The organism is Marinomonas sp. 63XJN7_7_ISO-PGPR-S23-202 (assembly GCF_056173505.1).
This window is the reverse complement of the sequence record NZ_CM149677.1, coordinates 3,394,581-3,412,505: the sequence shown is the minus strand read 5'-3', so window position 1 is coordinate 3,412,505 and position 17,925 is coordinate 3,394,581. Positions and strand designations below refer to the sequence as shown.

Annotated in this window: 17 protein-coding genes; 11 read left to right on the top strand and 6 right to left on the bottom strand. The window is 44.9% G+C overall.

Translation table 11 applies throughout. From position 1 onward, the window contains the following. Positions 1-155: 155 nt before the first annotated feature. Genes AC0VYG_RS15805 through hflK (AC0VYG_RS15790) form a run of 4 tightly spaced genes read right to left on the bottom strand, consistent with a single transcriptional unit; the run spans position 156 to position 6,269 of the window. The gene (locus tag AC0VYG_RS15805; protein ID WP_475428911.1) at positions 156-2,135 is read right to left on the bottom strand and encodes a heavy metal translocating P-type ATPase; all 1,980 of its coding nucleotides are present in this window, start codon (positions 2,133-2,135) and stop codon (positions 156-158) included. Next, positions 2,132-3,208 carry a protease modulator HflK gene (gene hflK, locus AC0VYG_RS15800; RefSeq protein WP_475428910.1) on the bottom strand — a complete coding sequence of 359 codons (1,077 nt, stop codon included), beginning with the start codon at positions 3,206-3,208 and terminating at the stop codon, positions 2,132-2,134. Before hflK (AC0VYG_RS15800) ends, AC0VYG_RS15805 begins: the two co-directional genes overlap by 4 nt. Beyond that, on the bottom strand, positions 3,205-4,248 hold the full coding sequence (gene hflC, locus AC0VYG_RS15795; protein WP_475428909.1) for a protease modulator HflC: 1,044 nt from the start codon (positions 4,246-4,248) through the stop codon (positions 3,205-3,207). Before hflC ends, hflK (AC0VYG_RS15800) begins: the two co-directional genes overlap by 4 nt. After that, entirely contained in the window at positions 4,245-6,269 is a 2,025-nt protein-coding gene (hflK, locus tag AC0VYG_RS15790) for a protease modulator HflK (RefSeq protein ID WP_475428908.1), read from the bottom strand. Before hflK (AC0VYG_RS15790) ends, hflC begins: the two co-directional genes overlap by 4 nt. 247 nt (positions 6,270-6,516) lie before the next feature. On the opposite strand from hflK (AC0VYG_RS15790), the gene AC0VYG_RS15785 reads away from it, so the two are divergent. Further along, positions 6,517-7,194, top strand: a complete 678-nt coding sequence (locus AC0VYG_RS15785) for a phosphatase PAP2 family protein (RefSeq protein WP_475428907.1) — start codon at positions 6,517-6,519, stop codon at positions 7,192-7,194. Positions 7,195-7,392: 198 nt separating this feature from the next. After that, positions 7,393-7,536, top strand: a complete 144-nt coding sequence (locus AC0VYG_RS15780; protein ID WP_199475181.1) for a hypothetical protein — start codon at positions 7,393-7,395, stop codon at positions 7,534-7,536. 247 nt (positions 7,537-7,783) lie between these two features. Here AC0VYG_RS15780 and AC0VYG_RS15775 read toward each other — a convergent pair whose 3' ends face one another. Further along, on the bottom strand, positions 7,784-9,556 hold the full coding sequence (locus tag AC0VYG_RS15775) for a sigma 54-interacting transcriptional regulator (RefSeq protein ID WP_475428906.1): 1,773 nt from the start codon (positions 9,554-9,556) through the stop codon (positions 7,784-7,786). Positions 9,557-10,215: 659 nt separating this feature from the next. On the opposite strand from AC0VYG_RS15775, the gene AC0VYG_RS15770 reads away from it, so the two are divergent. The 9 genes from AC0VYG_RS15770 to AC0VYG_RS15730 all read left to right on the top strand — a co-directional run bounded on the left by AC0VYG_RS15770 (position 10,216) and on the right by AC0VYG_RS15730 (position 16,995). Then, the gene (locus tag AC0VYG_RS15770; RefSeq protein ID WP_475428905.1) at positions 10,216-11,136 is read left to right on the top strand and encodes a SphA family protein; all 921 of its coding nucleotides are present in this window, start codon (positions 10,216-10,218) and stop codon (positions 11,134-11,136) included. A gap of 294 nt (positions 11,137-11,430) precedes the next feature. Then, on the top strand, positions 11,431-11,736 hold the full coding sequence (locus tag AC0VYG_RS15765) for a DUF883 C-terminal domain-containing protein (RefSeq protein WP_067020628.1): 306 nt from the start codon (positions 11,431-11,433) through the stop codon (positions 11,734-11,736). Between the two features lie 33 nt (positions 11,737-11,769). Then, complete coding sequence (locus AC0VYG_RS15760; protein WP_067020631.1) at positions 11,770-12,147, top strand: hypothetical protein; 378 nt, start codon at positions 11,770-11,772, stop codon at positions 12,145-12,147. A 3-nt stretch (positions 12,148-12,150) separates the two neighbouring features. After that, positions 12,151-12,531, top strand: a complete 381-nt coding sequence (locus AC0VYG_RS15755; RefSeq protein ID WP_475428904.1) for a hypothetical protein — start codon at positions 12,151-12,153, stop codon at positions 12,529-12,531. Positions 12,532-12,718: 187 nt separating this feature from the next. Beyond that, entirely contained in the window at positions 12,719-14,305 is a 1,587-nt protein-coding gene (locus AC0VYG_RS15750) for an ABC-F family ATPase (protein ID WP_475428903.1), read from the top strand. 127 nt (positions 14,306-14,432) lie between these two features. Continuing rightward, the gene (locus AC0VYG_RS15745; protein WP_475428902.1) at positions 14,433-14,816 is read left to right on the top strand and encodes an MmcQ/YjbR family DNA-binding protein; all 384 of its coding nucleotides are present in this window, start codon (positions 14,433-14,435) and stop codon (positions 14,814-14,816) included. Between the two features lie 57 nt (positions 14,817-14,873). Further along, positions 14,874-15,275, top strand: a complete 402-nt coding sequence (locus AC0VYG_RS15740; protein WP_475428901.1) for a GFA family protein — start codon at positions 14,874-14,876, stop codon at positions 15,273-15,275. Positions 15,276-15,534: 259 nt separating this feature from the next. Then, entirely contained in the window at positions 15,535-16,290 is a 756-nt protein-coding gene (locus AC0VYG_RS15735) for an NUDIX hydrolase (protein ID WP_475428900.1), read from the top strand. A 96-nt stretch (positions 16,291-16,386) separates the two neighbouring features. Beyond that, positions 16,387-16,995: a GNAT family N-acetyltransferase gene (locus tag AC0VYG_RS15730; protein WP_475428899.1), complete on the top strand. Its 609-nt coding sequence runs from the start codon at positions 16,387-16,389 to the stop codon at positions 16,993-16,995. Positions 16,996-17,324: 329 nt separating this feature from the next. Here the strand turns inward: AC0VYG_RS15730 and AC0VYG_RS15725 are convergent, their stop codons facing one another. Continuing rightward, on the bottom strand, positions 17,325-17,858 hold the full coding sequence (locus tag AC0VYG_RS15725; RefSeq protein WP_199475216.1) for a glutathione peroxidase: 534 nt from the start codon (positions 17,856-17,858) through the stop codon (positions 17,325-17,327). Between the last annotated feature and the right edge of the window lie 67 nt (positions 17,859-17,925).

Below are 17,925 nucleotides of genomic sequence, written 5' to 3'. Positions count from 1 at the left end.
TTGTTCTGTTTCGTCAGAAAATATGTGGTAAATCTTAATATCAGTAGAATAGAGAATATCTCATTTTTTCACCTGCCCTAATACACTGAACGAAAGACATGTATTAGGGCTACCACTCTGTTTAGCTCGTGAATTCTGTCCAACTAGTGAATTTTTTACCCGCGTTTTTCAGGTTTACGTAGGATGTCTTCAAAGCGCAGTAAGCGACCAGTATTCACCAATACTAATAAGGTACTTAAATTATGGAGAACGGCGGCAATAAGGGCTCCAGCCACACCCAGCATGCCAAATGCTGCCGCAGCCATGATGGCAATGGTCCAGCTTAATCCGATAATGACATTCATATGTAAGGTGCGGCGGCAGCGTCGACTCAAGCGTACGCATGTGGCTAGACGGCGCAGGTCGCTGCCAATTAAGACGATGTCGGCAGAGGCTAGGGCAATATCTGCTCCCCCTGCACCCATAGCGACGCCCACCACACCCGCTTTTAGGGCCAGCGAGTCGTTGATGCCATCGCCCACCACAAGGGGTTTAAAGCCTGTTTGAATCTCATGACTGACTCGATGCAGTTTGTCTTCAGGTAAGGCCTGAGCGACGACATCATGAATACCGACTTCTTTGGCGAGTTTGTCCGCCACGGATTGACGGTCGCCGGTGAGTAACACTTGGCGACCTAGGCCAAGCTCTCGTAAATCGGCCAACGCTTGGGCGGCTTCAGGGCGAACTTGATCGGCTAATAACATCCAACTTAAGAATTGACCATTGAGTGATAGTCCCGCAATAGGGCCGTCGTGCTGTGGTATATCTGGAAGCTTGATGCCTAATTGAGTGAACAGCTCAGGTCTGCCCAGCGCCGCTTCTCCTTGTTCGGTTTGCGCTACGACACCTAATCCTTGTCGTTCGCGAATATCTTGTAGAGGCAGGTAAGCATCGGTAGAAGCGAGGCTAGACATGGCACGACTGACCGGGTGGCTGCTAGAGGCACCCAAACTGGCAGCTAAAATACGTATCGCTTGCTCGCTTATGTCGATACCTTCAGCTGTTTTCAGCTCTTGTAGACTTAATGAGCCAAAGGTTAGTGTGCCTGTTTTATCGACCACTAAAGAACTGAGTTCCGTGAATTCTTCTAAAAACGCCGAGCTGCGGATCAGTATGCCATGCCGTGCTGCCACGGCAATGCCTGCAATGGCGGCAGCGGGAGCTGATAGAACCAAAGCACATGGACAAGCGGCCACCAATACTGCCAGCATTGCTTGAGCATCGTAGGTGACGAACCAAGTGATGGCGGCCACCATGAGCACTAATAGCATGTACTGTCCTGCATAGCGTTCCAATAAACGAGTAATGGGCGGCTTAGCTTGTTCTGCTTGCTGCATTAGGGCAATCACTTTGCCTAATGTGGAATCATCACCAGTGCGAGTCACTTGAATGCGTAAGAGACCATCGAGGTTAATGGCGCCGCCAAATACTTCATCGCCTATTTTGGCATCTTGTGGAACGGACTCCCCCGTAATAGGTGCTGTATCAAGGCTTGCCATACCACTGACAACAATGCCATCAGCAGGGATTCTATCACCAGCGCGTACCTCAACCTGATCGTCTTTGGTCAGTTGTTGATTATCTATCTCGCTGATGTTGCCACCATGATCGATTTTTCTGGCTTTGCTTTGAGTGAGGTGACTTAAGGCTTCGATGGCCTCTTGTGAGCCAATCATGCTTCGTTCTTCTAGAATATGACCAAAAATCATAATAATAGGGAGCAACGCGGCGGTCATTAAGTCGCCTGTGGCCCAAGCGCCCAGCATCGCTAATGCGATAAGCTGATCGGTGATGCCATGCAAACTGGGGTGTTTTAAGCTATGCCAAGAGGATTTGATAACAGGAAAGGCGACTAGTATCGAAGCGATTCCTAGCAACATTTGACTCACACTTTGTTGCAAGGGGAATAGCCAATGCCAAGCTAACCCAAGGGCTAATAAGCCTAATGACACCATGGCCAATGTCAGCTGCTTCGCGGCGGCTTTTTGCTCGCTTCTGCTTAGTGAACCTGAACTAAAATGAATATGGCCGTGATCATGTCCATGATGGTCGTGCCCATGATGATGACTGGTGTGGGAATGAGAAGGCTGTGTCATGGTTGTTGGCCTTGTAAAATCAATTTGGCATCGTCTTTAGGATTGACTGTCATGACAGAACCCGCTCGGGACAATAAAGTGGTAATGCGCTGGCGATAAAGGCGCCACAATAAGCCGGGGTCTGCGTTAACCTGCTGCACTTTGGCAAGTTTGAGTATGCTTGCTGTATTGGCTTGCGCATTAGCGATGCGTTCACTGGCGTTTGCATTGGCTTCTTGTAAAATACGATCGGCTTCTTGATTGGCTGCTTGTAAGGTGGATGCCGCTTTATTATTCGCTTTTGCAATGGCTTGTTTGGCAAGCTGACTGGCGGTTAATACCGCATTGAAGGCATCAACCGTTTCTACAGGAAGCTTGGGTTGAATGTCTACACGAGCCACTTTTATGCCCAGACTGGCATGTTCTTGTGTCAGTTGAGCAAGGCGAAGATTGATTTGTTTCACCAAGTCTTCACGCAGTTTTTCCCTTTCTTCTGCCGCTTTGGTGCTGGAACCCACCAGTTCAGGGCGTGCTACCAATATAGTGTCTAAATCCCGTGACGCTGAAATCACCACAGCACTGCGTTCGACCAACCGATCTAACGCGAAATTCACATGTTTGCCTTGCAGCACATAGGCATATGGGTCGGTCACTTTATAATAAAGGTGGACACCGAGTTGCACGATGCCAGAGTCGCCTGTTAGTAAGTAACCCTCCCCAGCGGTTGCATCGGTAAGTATGCCGGAATCCAAGCCATTATAATCTATGGATTTTGGTCGAATAAGCGCTTTTACTGTGCGATCTACGACGCGATCGGCCGAGGGAATAATAATCACTTTTTCAAAAGGTTGAGGCCAAGCGAGCAGTAATCCAGAGTTCTGTTCACGATCAATGGCTCCAAAGCGTAAGACAACTGCACGGCTTTCTGGACCAATTTCCCGAATATTGCTGACTAACCAACTGATGGCGGTGACAGTGGTTAATATGTACAGAGCAATAAAGGCCAAACGCCCAGCTTGAAACCAATGTCCTTGAGGTTTACCTGGTGAGGTGCCAGGTTGCCCATTTCTTTTACTGGCGGACAAGAGACTCATGGCTGGACTGTTCCTTGTTTCTTAATAGAGCGGTTCTGTAACATAACAGGACCGTCTTTGATATTAGCAGGACCGTCGATGAGGGCTTTAAAGGGCGCGGCGTCAGTACGAAGAACCAAATGAGTATTACCATTAATAATGCTACTTAACGTATCCAAAGAGCGAAGTAAATCATACAGTTGGGGGGCTTCTTTATGGGCTTGTCCGTAAATATCCGCGGCCTGTACGATCGACTTCGCTTCAATATCCGCTGCTTTTACTTTCGCATTTGCGGTAATGATACGGGCCTCTTTTTGTGCTGTGGAGACGATTTGTGCGGCTTGTCGTTTTCCTTCTGCCGTGCGTTGTGTGGCGATGGTTTCTCGTTCTGCTCGCATACGATCTACTGTGGCGGTGAGGGTGACAACCGGAAGGGTTAGGCGCTCTATGCCGACTTGCACAACCCGTACGCCGTAGGTGTTGAGTAAGGAACCTTCTATTTGAGCGCGGAGTTTGTTTTCAAAATCGTTAATTTGCACTTTGCTGCCATCCGTATTAACCAAGCTGGATAAGTTATAACTACTGGCGGTAGCTTCGAGTGCTGAACCAACAAAAGTGCGCAGTTGACGGGCCGCTTCAGAGGGCTTGTTTTGTACGGCGCGCATAAAGCGTTTGACGTCTTCTTTATCGGATTTCACCTGCCAAACCACATAGGCTTGCACGATAATACGTAAGCCGTCTTTGGTGCCCACATCTTGTAAGCCACTTGATGTGGTACGAAGTCGTAAATCAACGGGAGTGGAGAGTTCAATAGGAGTGGGTAAATGCCAGGCCAAGCCAGGAGTTAATATCACTCGAACTGGGTCACCAAAGCGGGTGATCACCTCTGCTTCCCCAGATCGCACTTGTACTAAGCAGGCCGCTGCAAGCGCGAACAAAACCAGCAAAAGAGCAAAGGTCATGCGTCGCCAAGTGGCGCTCTTTTTTTCATGATGAGTTCCATTGTCCAGTTGGTCATGCTCATGGTTATGGTCATGATGGTGGTGATGTGGCTGGCTCAATGTGTCTCTCCTGATTGAGTACTAGTGTTGGTCTTAGGGTCAACAGGGGGAACGAAACTTCTAAAGTCAATCGTCGGTGCGCCTGTTCCTTGAATGCGGCTGTCTATAATAAGACTATTGGCATTTTTCATGCCCTTGGCGAGTTGTTGGTAATATTGTTCTCGAATAAAGGTTTTACCAGCGGAGTCATAAGCATGCTTGTCAGCGGTAAATAGTGTTTTAGCGATGTTTGCTTGGCTAATATTTTGATGGGCCTTCGCACTGGCATCGTCTTCGAGTAGGCTTGCTTTTTGCTCAGCTTGGTTTAGATCCACTGCCGCTTTGCCTTTTTCTCTGGCTATTAAAGCTTGAACTTCGATTTGTGCGGATTGTACTTTGTGATAGGCGTTGGCTGCTTTCGCTGGTGGATGAATGGCTTCAATTGCCGTTGCAAGCAAGGTGACGCCTGAATTCAGGCGGTTTAATTCACTTTGTACGGCTTTATCTACGTCAGCCGCAAGTTGATTGCGCTGTTCGCTAAGAAGGTCATCTAAGGTGCGTCCAGCAAAATCATGAACTAATACGCGGCTTGCGGTACGACGAATCAACATAGGCAGATTATCTGTATTGTAGGTGGCTTTGAGTGCGTCTTCGTCGGTTAGGCCGATGCGGTAAATAAAGCGCACATCCATATCGACAATCTGAAAACTTTGCTTGCCATCGCTACTGCTGGCGATGATCTGAGACTTTTCACTGCGATGAGTCACATCCCACAAGCGGTTCGCTGTGTATGGCGCTGGGCCTTCGGTTGGATCTGCTTGGTTGGGTATGGCTGGGGCCGTGGAGTTGTCATCGGTGCTGGCCGCCAATTCGTGTACGACACCATATTCGACATTAATAATGCGCCCAAAAGGCCATGGCAAGCTAACGTGGAGACCTGGCTTGAGTACGGCAACAGGCTTACCAAAACGCTCATAAATGCCTCGACCATTCATAGGGATTTCATGTAATCCAGACAAGAGCCAACCCGCCAATAGAATGAACAGAAGGATCGGTAGAAAAGCGCGACGGATAAAGCCAAAGGCCCAAACTTGGCGTAAATCAATGCCAAAGCGTTGATGAAGGCTTGCTTGAAAAAGTTGCATTGGCTTAGGGGGCCAACGCATCATTTCCGCAAAAAAGCTGGTGGTAAAAAGTGCGGGTTCCAACGAGTCTCGGCGTGGTGTAAAAATGACCAGAATCGCTCGAATAATCAATTCCAACCCAAGAAGGCAAGGTAATAAGCCAACCAATACTGCCAAGCGAAGTGGCCAAATACGCTCCGCGTTAGCATAAAAAAGGCAGATCGCGGATAGTACAAACACAACAATGGCCACTCGAAGTTGTACTGCCAAGGGCAATGCTTCAGGCCATTCTTGTTTGTGTGCAGCAAGGTAGCGTTCAACGACCAGTAACGCAAAGGCTACTAATAACGCTAAACCGCCAAATAGGTAGGCATTGGCTCCCAGTGCTTTTGGTGTGGCGGATAGGTTCCAACCACTGTCAATTAAAAGAAAGGCAAAAAGTATCAGCAAGACGACCCAGGTCACGTCGATACCAATAGCGGATAATATCGGCTTAATTCGGCTTTCTTTGATTCTGTCTGATAGCTGTTTGATGGGGTTGATTGTTTTTAAAACAGTTTTTCCCGTTTGCTCGGTATCGGGCTGAGGGTGAGTTGCTTCTGTCTCTTTTTCTGTTGAAGGTTCTTTTGGTGCAAGTTCCTCTGGAGCAATAATACGGGCGCGCCAAACTGCAATGCGCCATGCAGACTGAAAGGAGGCAAGTAGTATCAGCAAGGTTGCGGCGGCGTTGAGTTGTATCGGAATCCAGATAGAGGTTGGGGCAAACATATCGACGATAAGCCACATCAACAAAATGGCAAAAGCCAAACTTGCAAAGGCTATACAAGTACTAAAGAGTTGACGGGCGTGGGTAGTGGCGAGCTGGAAGCGAGGGATAGCGGCTAATTCTTCGTCATCTGTTTTTAAGTCAACTCTCATTAACGCTCCAAGGGTGAGTTGTTTGGCATCAGGCAGGGCAAAATTACTCCTCATTCTATAATAAAATAATAATATTGCACCCAACTCTTACGGTTATGTCTACTTTATGGATAAGTTTCCCTTTTTGCTTGGTGATTGTAAAAATTTCGTATGGTTTATTGCAAAAAAAATGGCTATCGGAGCCGATAGTCATCTATGCTATTGTTAACTTATTGTATTAAATGATTATTTTAGAGACGTTTCTGCTATGACCGAGACAAAAACTCCTCGTTACCAATGGGTGCTATTGGTTGGGTTGCTGCTGTGTTTTATTTTCTTGGCTGTCATCGCCAATACGGGTCATGTTCCTGATTTTGATCGACGCATATTGTTAGCGCTGCGTGACCCTATGGACAGTACAAAAGAATGGGGGCCGACTTGGCTAGCCGAATTGATGAGGGATATTACTGCCTTGGGGAGCAATTGGATTTTGTTATTTTTCTGCTTTGTTTATGCTGTCTTTTTATGCTTGATTCAAAGGCCGTATTTAGCAAAGTATTTGTTGCTGACGGTGATCATGGGAATGTTCCTAAGCTTTTTGTTGAAATTAGGGTTCGAGCGGCCTCGTCCTTCTATCGTCCCCCATGGGGTTCGGGTTTACACCAGCAGTTTTCCTTCTGGTCATGGCATGTCATCGTCCTTTGTCTGGTTAACCTTGGCATTGGTGGCGACTTGGCATATAGATCACATTAAGGCTAAGCGATTTTTAGTAGGAGTGGCTTTATTGACGACTCTTATGGTGTCGTTTAGTCGTGTCTATCTTGGTGTTCATTGGCCAACCGATGTGTTGGCTGGAATGGCGATTGGGTTATTTTGGGCGTTGCTTTGTTATCGTGTGGCACGTCATTGTCAGACTCATTACTGTCAAGATAAGTCGCAGTTTTAGTGCGAGCGATGCATATTTAGTTGATAGTTGCATCGGTCTTGGCTTTTCCTCTCTCTATGAGGGTAAGTTGTCAAGATCTCAGACTATCTCATGGCTAATGGGGAAAGAGACTTTCTTTAGCTTTGACTGACATATCCTTGCAGTTTTCAGTGCTAGCATGAAATCTCTTAATTCATTATAGCAACAAGGAAAATTGTGATGGCTCGTTTAATTAGAAAATTAGTAAATGCACATTTTTTTAACCGTCATTCTAATGAAAACCCAGCAGAATCTGTCGTGGTTTTTGATATGGATGAATATGAATGGAAAGGCTGGGATGCTTGGGTTGAAGTCAAAGAATAGCGCTCAATGGCTGAAAACATTGCCTCTTGGAGGCATGATATTAACAATATGTGCGTCATATCGACTTTGCTACGCATCATGTATGGTGAGGCTCTCAGGAGTGGTTGTTCTTTCAGGAATAGAGAGATAGTAGGAGTAGATATGATATTATGTTAAAAAGGCGAAAACAGAGGTATCCGTGTTTTCGCCTTTTTTTTTGTTTCTTATTTTTTCCTGTCTCTTTTTTCTAATTCATATGGTTAGCGCTTTACGATACGACTTTCTTGAGTCGATAAGCCAATTGCGCCCTTGTTAAGCCCAGCGATCTCGCCGCAGCGGCCATATTGCCATGCGCGGTATCCATTGCTTCATGTAGCAGTCGTTCTTCCAGTTTATTAATGGAAAACTGCTCATCTTCATTGCTTTGTTTTAATTGTTCTAGAAGTGATGGAGAGGTATCTGAGGTCTGTTGTTTTACCTTAGAGGTTAGTTCTCCTTGTTGATTAATCCAAAACGTTGATTGCTTGGAGCGGTTTTCAGTTCTAAAGAAATGGTGTGTTTCAATCTTTTCATGATCATTCGCAGCAATAACACCACGTTCAACCAAGTTTTGCAGCTCTCGAATATTACCTGGAAAGTCATAATTATAGAGTGCTTGCAATGCTTTTATACTGATGCCTTGTAGTTCTCGTCCATGTAACTGGCAATAGTGTTCGTAATAGTGGTTGACCAGTAATGGGATATCATCGCGACGTTCGCGCAGTGGTGGCAAGGGGATGGGGTAGACATTTAGGCGGTAATAAAGGTCTTCACGAAACTCTCCTTTGGCAACTTTGTCTTTTAGATTATCGTTGGTTGCGGCCACGATTCTCACATCAACCTTGATGGCTTTGGTGCCACCTACACGCTCGATTTCTTTTTCCTGTAGTGCCCGCAACAGTTTACTTTGTCCGACAAGGCTGAGGGTACCTATTTCATCTAGGAAAATAGTGCCACCTTGGGCGCGTTCAAATCGACCCGGGCGACTGTGAGATGCCCCAGTATAGGCCCCACGTTCGACACCAAATAACTCTGATTCCAATAGGTTTTCAGGAATAGCCGCACAGTTAAAGGCAATAAAGGGACCATTTTCTCGTGGGCTTAACTGGTGAAGAAGTGAGGCGAATAGCTCTTTACCTACACCAGATTCCCCAGTTAATAACACCGTAGCAGACGTTTTTGCGACTCTGGTAATGGCTTGAGTGGCTGCTTTAAATGCAGAAGAGGCGCCAATGGTAACAGGGCGGTCAGTTTGGTCGGTTTGTTTCTTTGGGGCGGTATTTTGATTTTTGTGATGGGTGGCTGGTAAAGGACATACCTTTTTCGCAAGGTAATAGAGATCTTCTGAGGCGTCAGGCCAGAGATCCGCTGTTTTCGCAACGACTTTGCATGCTGCATGGCCCATGGATCGACATTCTACTTCGCGAAAAATGACCATATTACCAACAAGAGTGCTGACGTAGCCCATGGCATACCCCAACTCTAGCCAACAAGCAGGATCGGCGCCTACGCCATAGGCATGGATATGGGCATCATCTTCGCTGCTGTGGTGCCAAAGAAACTCGCCTTCATAACGACCTGTTTCTATATCAAATTCAAAATAAATGGTTTCGACTTTAACAATGCCTTCTAGAGCATGAAGCTGAATACCTGCTCCAAAAATAGAGGTGATTTCAGCATCTGGCCAGCGTGATTTCACTAGATTCGCGTCGCGCTTTCCTGATTCAAAGCCTGTTCGAGTCAACACGCCTCTAGCCCCCTCTAGGCCGAGAGAATCGATAAGCTCTCTACGTAATGTGGCAAGCGAAGCATTATGGATAAGCAGCATGCGCTCATCGTTTAGCCAGATTCGACCATCCCCAGGGGAAAAACAAAGACACTCGGTTAGTTCTTCCAATGTAGGAGACTCTTGCGTGTTGAGCTTAGACGAATCGCCTTTGAGTAATACGTTAGCGTTGATGCGTGACATGTCTGCTAGGGAAATACGGTGAGGCATTGTCATTATTATGTTCCTCATTGGTCGTTTAGTTAACTGCTATATTGTTATACATCCAAACTATTTATTTGATCAACTGATCTATTATCTTTTTTTATAAAATTGATCATTTGAGCAATCTAATCGGTTGGTTTTCTCTCTCCTGAGCCATTAAGAAAAAAATCATAAAGATAAAAAATCAATATAAATCAAATAATTATAAGAAAATTTTATATTTTAAAGGATTGTGAAAGAAAAGTGGTACGTTCCATGCAATTTTATGGATAGTTGATGATAGGAGACGAATAATGATAAGAACCCCTCGCTCTCTTGGCTTTCTTTGCCTGTTGTTTGGTCAAATTATCTCTATTTCAGGGCGCTCTAACGAGACGCTGGAAGAAAGGGGAGCTGAACGAAAAGGGCGGATGCTTTTCTTATGTCATTTCATGTTTCTTCTTGTCTGGTTGGTTAATTCGCATCTAAAGCGTTTTTCAAGTTTACGTCCATTATCGTTTTTTAGTTGTTTTTTTCCGGGCCTTTCCCTCCCTGAGAACAGGGTCTAAAAGGCTATTTTGGACGTATTTTGTTTTTTCCTATAACAACAATAACAGAAATGAGAATTAGTTCGATTTGTTCTTATTTCTAATAATTTTGCATCAAAAATAACAATAAAAGGTGGTAATAAAATGGCACTTAAAAAAACAGTACTTGCCTGTGGTATCGCGTTGGCTTCTTTTTCTGCAATGGCTTACGATCTGCCTGGGGGGAATATGGGGGACTCTAGCTTTTACGATGGTGCACCCGCGCCAAATGGCCCAGGTTGGTATTTTTTAGAGTACTTACAATCGATTCGTGCAGATACCTTAAAAGGTAATAATGGGAAAGATTTGCCCGTAGCGAATCCAAAAACCGATATGTTTGTTCCTCTTTCTCAGATTATTTATGTATCTCATAAAAAGTGGGGGAATATTACTCCAGGTTGGACAGCTTTACTGCCATGGATTGCTAAAGCTGACAATGGATCATCCCCATCACAAACAGGTATTGGTGATCTGACGTTGGGCGGTTTCTTACAATTTGATCCTATTATGGGAGAAAATGGGCCTAAGTTCTCGCAACGTGTTGAATTGGATATTACCGGACCGACCGGTCAATATGATAAAGATAAAATTGTCAATCCAGGTAGCCATGCTTGGAGTGTTGAACCTTATTACGCTTTTACTTATTGGGTCACCCCAAAATGGACCACTTCTGCTCGTTTTATGTATTTGTGGAATAGCAAAAATAATGATCCAAATTTTTCTACTGGTGCCAGTAGTAGCATTCAGGCAGGTCAGGCGTTTCACATGAACTTTGCGACGGCTTATGCCGTTAGTAAAACGGTGAGCATCGGGATTAATGGCTATATGTTAAAGCAGGTAACAAATACCAAAATAGATGGTCGTAGCGTGTCGGGACGTAAAGAAAAAGTCTGGGCTATTGGTCCTGGCGCTTTGTTCTCGATAGGTAAAGATGACTCCATTACAGCCAACGTTTACTTTGAACAAGATGCCCATAACCGTGCGGAGGGAAATCGCTATATATTGCGCTACGCCCATTACTTCTAATCGCTGCTAAGCCCAATAGGCAAGGGCTTTGTTAAAGCATCACTCAAAATAAAAAACGGTTCTATACTAGTAGGGCCGTTTTTTATGCGCGCAATTTGAGGGGGGAGGACTCAGAAAATGACAATAAGATTGTCAACAAAAAGAAAAAATGATTAGAGAACAAAGTATATTCGCATCTTCTTAAAATATGCGCTAGTCTGTAAGCACGATTTACCTCTATCGCTATGACATGGTATTGAATCGTTAGTGGCGTTGAATATTAGTATCATTTCTGAATCCAAAGGAGAGTATAGAATGGCTACAACAACCAAAAGTACGACCCAATCCAAAGCACATGAGAAAGTGGATGAAGCAGCAGAGGCAGCGCATAAAGGGGTAGACAGTGCTGCGCAAGCGAAAGAACAGAGCCAAGAGCGTATTGAAGAGGTTGCTCAGCAAATTAGTGAGCAAGCCCATAAAATTGCGGATACCGCGAAAAATCAATCCGAAAAAGTCACTTCTGCCATTGGTGAATACGCCAAAGAGCATCCCGTTAAGACCATAGGCATTGCTTTTTTAGCGGGTGCCTTAGCCGCAAGCTTCTTATGTAAGCGTAAATAGCACCAGAGTTTATCACAAGGGCGACGACTATAAATGGAGACATCATCGCACTCAGATTCAGACAAAGAGACTGCGGACTTATCCGTCGTCCTGAATGATCACAAACATTGGTTCAAGAGTGTGTTAGGGCTGGGAGCCTTGGAGGCCAAGTTGTGGGTGGCTTCCGGTGCTCAGCTCCTTGCTCTAATGTGTGGTGTGATTTTCTTATTATTGACAACCTGGTTGTTAATCATCGCGACGAGCGCCGTGATTGCTTGGAGTTATGGTTTTTCTTTGGTTGGCATTTTGGCAACCGCTACATTAGTAACTTTTGTCAGTGCGATGGTTTTGTTGTATTTGGTAAGACGTACGTTAAAAAACATGGGTTTTACACGTACTTTAGATGCCATTATTCCATCTCAAGAGGAGTAAATCATGTTTGGTCTTAAGAAAATGCAACGTGAGCGTGATCGTCTCTTCGAGAAAACTCAGCAGTTGGAAAAGCAGGCGACGACCTCTCGCAACAAAGCCAAAGACAGTATCTTAGCCATGGCTGTGAGCCCTGCCGGGTTGATTGCGAGCTTTGTGCTCGGTGCGACAACGCAATGCGACATTAGTAAAAAAGCCAGACAAAATCTTCTCAATGGGACAACGAAAGAGGTGTTGGGCTTTTTGTCGAGTCAAGTCATGGCGTATATGTCGGCTGATTCACAAAAAACACCTGCCTCAGAAGAAGAGGTAACGCCGTCACAAACGGATCAGTTTTCTCAAGATTCCCCAGCAAGTCCTTCTAAAAGCGCTTCTACGACGGTCTAATTGTCTTGATCAAGGAGTAGGATCAAGCACTGAGTTTGTCGTTAGCGATATTTGTGCAAAAAACGATACTTAAGCCTCGACTTTAATGGCTTAAATCTCTATATTCGCCCCTCTTTCTGTTTGTCTTTTGATCCTATTGTGGTCGGTATAAACGTTTTTCTTTTCTCTTTGTTTAGGGCTTTTTCCTTTGATCTCCACGGCTAATATCACCATGCAATTCGGCGCAACGCCATTGTTTGAAAACATCTCGGCAAAATTCGGTAATGGCAATCGTTATGGTTTAATCGGCGCCAACGGATGTGGCAAATCCACCTTCATGAAAATTCTCAGTGGTGCGTTAACGCCAACCTCCGGCAATGTGTCCATCACTCCAGGGGAAAAAGTCGGCACCCTAAGCCAAGATCAGTTTGCGTTTGAAGAATACTCAGTGGTTGATGCGGTGATCATGGGCGATGTGACGCTTTGGAAAGTGAAGCAAGAGCGTGATGCCATTTATGCTAAGCCAGAAATGAGCGAAGAAGATGGCATGCGTGCTGGTGAGCTAGAAGCCGAATTTGCTGAAATGGATGGCTACAGTGCGGAAAGTCGTGCTGGCGATATTTTATTGGAAGCGGGCATTGATGAATCCTATCATTTTGGTCTTATGAGCCAGGTGGCACCCGGTTGGAAATTACGTGTCTTATTAGCCCAAGCACTATTTGCAGATCCTGATATTTTGCTGCTTGATGAGCCGACCAACAACTTGGACATTCACACTATCAACTGGTTAGCTGGCATATTAAACCAACGTAAATGCACTATGATTATTATTTCCCATGATCGTCACTTTCTGAATTCTGTGTGTACGCACATGGCAGACATTGATTTTGGTGAGTTACGTATTTATCCCGGCAACTACGAATATTTTATGGAAGCTTCATCTTTGATTCGTGAGCAACTGTTGACGGAAAATGCGAAGAAAAGTGCTGAAATGGACGACTTACAAGCGTTTGTAAATCGCTTCTCTGCTAACGCTTCAAAAGCAAAGCAGGCGAGTTCCCGAGCGAAAAAGCTGGAAAAAATTGAACTGGCGGAAGTGAAACAGTCTAGCCGAATGACGCCGTCGCTGTCTTTCAAGCAGGACAAGAAACTGCACCGACATGCTTTGATTCTAGAAGACCTTGGTCACGGCTACGATGAGTTGCTGTTTACGGGGGGCAATATCATTTTAGAAGCGGGCTCAAGGCTAGCGGTTATTGGAGAAAATGGAGTGGGGAAAACCACCTTTTTGCGCTGCTTGATGAAAGAGTTAGAGGCGCAGCAAGGTAAAATCAAATGGGCGGAAAACGCTGTAGTTGGCTACTGTCCACAAGACACTACCGACGATTTTGATTGTGACCTGACCTTGTTCGATTGGATGTCTAAATGGCGTACGGTTAAGCATGATGATCTAAAAGTTCGCGCGATGCTGGGTCGTTTGCTGTTTACGGCGGATGATTTCAATAAGAAAGTGCGAGTGTGTTCTGGTGGTGAGAAAAACCGCCTCATGTTTGGTAAGTTAATGATGATGGACTTAAATGTCTTAGTCATGGACGAGCCAACCAACCATATGGACATGGAAGCCATCGAAGCGCTCAACAATGCCTTGTTAGACTTTGACGGCACACTGATTTTTGTCAGCCACGATAGGGCGTTTGTTTCTTCCTTGGCGAACCGTGTTATCGAACTCAAAGGGAAAAAAGTCGTAGATTTCCAAGGTACTTATGACGAGTATCTTGCAAACCAGTTGATGTGATAATGGGTTGATTGTTTTGTTTGCTATGTAATTGTCAAAGGATGTCTGATGAAAGGCTTGCGTTTGGATATTTCCTCACTCAGGCTTTTAGCAGATGACTGTGCTGGAGCGATTTGTGGAGGACGTTGTGAATTTTGATACCATAAAAGAGTATTTGTTGTCCAAACCAGAGGCGCAAGAGACGTATCCTTTTGATGAGAAAACTGCAGTTTTTAAGGTGCAGAATAAAATGTTTGCTTTGTTGATCTCAAGGCAGGGGCAACCTTTACTGAACCTCAAATGCGATCCTCTTGACGCCAGAGAATTACGGGATATTTTTGAGGAGGTCATTCCAGCGTACCATATGAACAAACAGCATTGGAACTCTATTGTTTTGGGTGGTAATCTACCAATCGGTGAAGTGCAACGACAGATCGATCATTCCTATGCTTTGGTGGTGAAAGGCATGAAGAAATCGGTGCGTGAAGGGTTAGAAGTGCGTTATGGATCGGACGTGATTTATCAGGCATGATGTCAGATAAATCACTCAATATGAGATAAGCGGCAAGATTAAAGAGGAGTCGTTGTTATGTTGAAAGGCAGTTGTCTTTGTAATGGAATTCAATATGAAATTCAGGGAGATTTGGGCGAAATTGTCCAATGTCATTGCCAAAAATGCCGTAAGGCTAATGGATCGGCATTTGCCACCAATACGGCCATCGCCAGCGAAAGTTTTCGTTTCCTTAAGGGCGAAGAGTTAACCGCAGAGTTTGAATCCACTCCAGGTGTCTTTCGTGTATTCTGTAAGCAGTGCGCATCGCCACTTTATAGCCGCCGCCCTAGTCAACCTGAAGTATTGCGTTTACGTCTTGGCACGCTTGATACGCCAATCAACACCAAATCGTCTATGCATATCTTTGTGAATTCCAAAGCCGAATGGGATGAGATCAACGACGACAAGCCCCAATATGCTGAGAGACCTGTGAACTGATAATGCTGGTATTTTTGGCTGGAAAATCATGGGCTAGCATCTATACTGTAAAAGCTCCCTCCACAATACATAGGTAGTATTTTAGGCGGTTGTTGGCGTGTCCCCTTCGTTGGTACGCCAGCCTGTTTTCTCTTTAGGCTCACTAATCTTCTCTTAATATTTCCCTATTTCAAGGTTATCCAGAGCGCTATTCTGTTTCATTTTATTACCTAGATGGCGTTATGATAGTTATTTATCCATATCACACTGCGAGGTTGTTATGCCCGTTAGTCTTCCTCACCAGTTGGATCAATTTGGTGGTGTCATCATAGAGAGTTCTGCCTTATCCAATTCTGCTTCGGATTTTGAGAAAGGTCTACAAGATCTATTGATGGTCGCCCGCGACGCTGAGAAAAATTTAATCTGGCTAACCTTGTCGAGTGAACAGGGGGAATGGGTTCCTGTTGCGCTGAAACTTGGCTTTGAATTTCACAATTGTCATGCTCAAGAGGTTACTTTAATCTGTCGTTTGTCAGATCAGAGCTTTGCTCCTTTTGCTCCCACACATACCATTGGAACGGGGGCGATTGTGATCAATAAGAAAAATGAGTTGCTGGTGATGCGTGATACTTGGTCGAGCTATCGAGGGTTTAAATTGCCTGGTGGCTATCTTGAGCAGGGGGAAAGAATTGAGACGGCGGTGACTCGTGAGGTGCTCGAAGAAACGGGTATTGAGACACAATTTGAAGGTGTGTTGGGTATTCGCACGCGTCACCCTGTGCAGTTTGGCAAATCCAATATGTATATTGTTTGCCGCTTAACGCCCTTGAGTGAGAAGATTGTCATTACGGATACTGACGAAGTCGCTGAAGCGCGTTGGATGCCAATGGATGAGTATTTGCATGATGCCAATATACATCCATTTAACCGACAAATGGTGGCTGAGTTAAAAGATTGTGCTGGTCTACAACCTTATGAGGCCAATGATGCCTTTGCCCCTCATACCATGCAAGAAGTGTTTTTTGCTAAGGGTTAAAATGTATGTATTGATTTGCTCATTTTTCAAGTTCAGGTCTACAGTGTAAAAAGAAGCTTTTAATAAAGTTGTTTCCTTGTAGAAGGGTGATCATTAATGGCGAGTTTATTTAGTCATTTCTTTTCTCGACATCTTCCTAGGATCGCCCGCCGATCTGTGGGACAAGTCTCGCAGCCTGTTATGTATTCTGAGCGATTAGTATTACGGCCTTTTTTATTAAGTGATGCGGATGTGGTGACTTATTTGGTCAACACTTCCTTGGTGGCCGATATGACAGCCAGTATTCCTCATCCATATCCTGAGGGCTTGTCGGCGCATTGGATAGCAAGTCATTTAGAAGCGTGGCAGGCACGTCGCTTTATTTGTTTCGCCGTTGAGTTAAAACAAACCAAGCAGCTGATTGGTTCGATCTCATTAATGAATATTCATGACGATCAGGCAGAACTGGGGTATTGGTATGGAGTGGATTTTTGGCGACAAGGCTTCGCAACAGAAGCGGCTAAACGTCTGGTTTGTGGCGCTTGTAGCGATTTTGGCCTAAAGCGCTTAACGGCTCGCCATCTTGACAGAAACCCCGCCTCTGGCAATGTCTTGAAGAAGGTGGGTTTTCTCTATCAAAGTAGTGAAATGCAGCAACTTGGCTTAATGACATGCGAAGAATTGATGCATCTATACGTTTATCAGCCACCATTCGCGACAACATAAAAACGACCAATAGGTAAAATTCTAACTTTCATCGCCATTCTTCTTTACCTAGTTGCTGCATATGAAGATGAATATTTCCCTCCCTGAGAAGCGCTTGTTCGTTGATTCTTGACCGAGTTATTATGCCGCCTGAAGACATGCCTATTGGTATTTTAACGGGGTTAGTGGGCGGTCTCGGTTTTATCTCTTTGATGTGAGGTATCGCAGAGGCGTGGTGCTGTCATGTCACTGAATAAGAGCACGAGAAAGGAATATTAATGGGTGAGTGACATAAAAAACGGATCATATGGATCCGTTTTTTTGAGCTTTTCTATTAGGGAAGTGGACGTTTATAGATCGGCTTCGATGGCTTTCACAAGGGCTTCGTTGTCCGGTGTGACATCTGGAGAGAAGCGTATCACCTTGCCTTCTTTAGTGATGAGGAACTTTTCAAAGTTCCATACTACCTCAGGCGCTTTGGTTGCCTCAATATTATGGCCTGCTAACATAGTTACCATCGCGTCACGATTCGGTGTCTCAGGGGCTGCTTCGATTAAGCCTTTGTACAGTGGGTGCTTCTCGTCACCAGTGACAACGATTTTGCTAAACATCGGAAAAGACACATCATAAGTAAGGCTGCAGAACTGTTGAATTTCTTCGTCTGTACCGGGTTCTTGTCCTGCGAAATCGTTTGCAGGAAAGCCGAGTATTTCAAAGCCTTGGTCTTGGTATTTTTTGTAGAGGGCTTCTAGACCTTCGTATTGTGGCGTTAAGCCGCATTTCGATGCCGTGTTAACGATTAATAGCGTTTTGCCACGGTAAGCCGATAAATCCGTATCTTCACCTTGAATGTTTTTAACCGTTAAATCTAGTATGTGACTCATATTATTCCTCTCGAATCGTTGGCATTTTTATAAGATGAAAGTTTTCATCCTGTTTATCCAATACCAA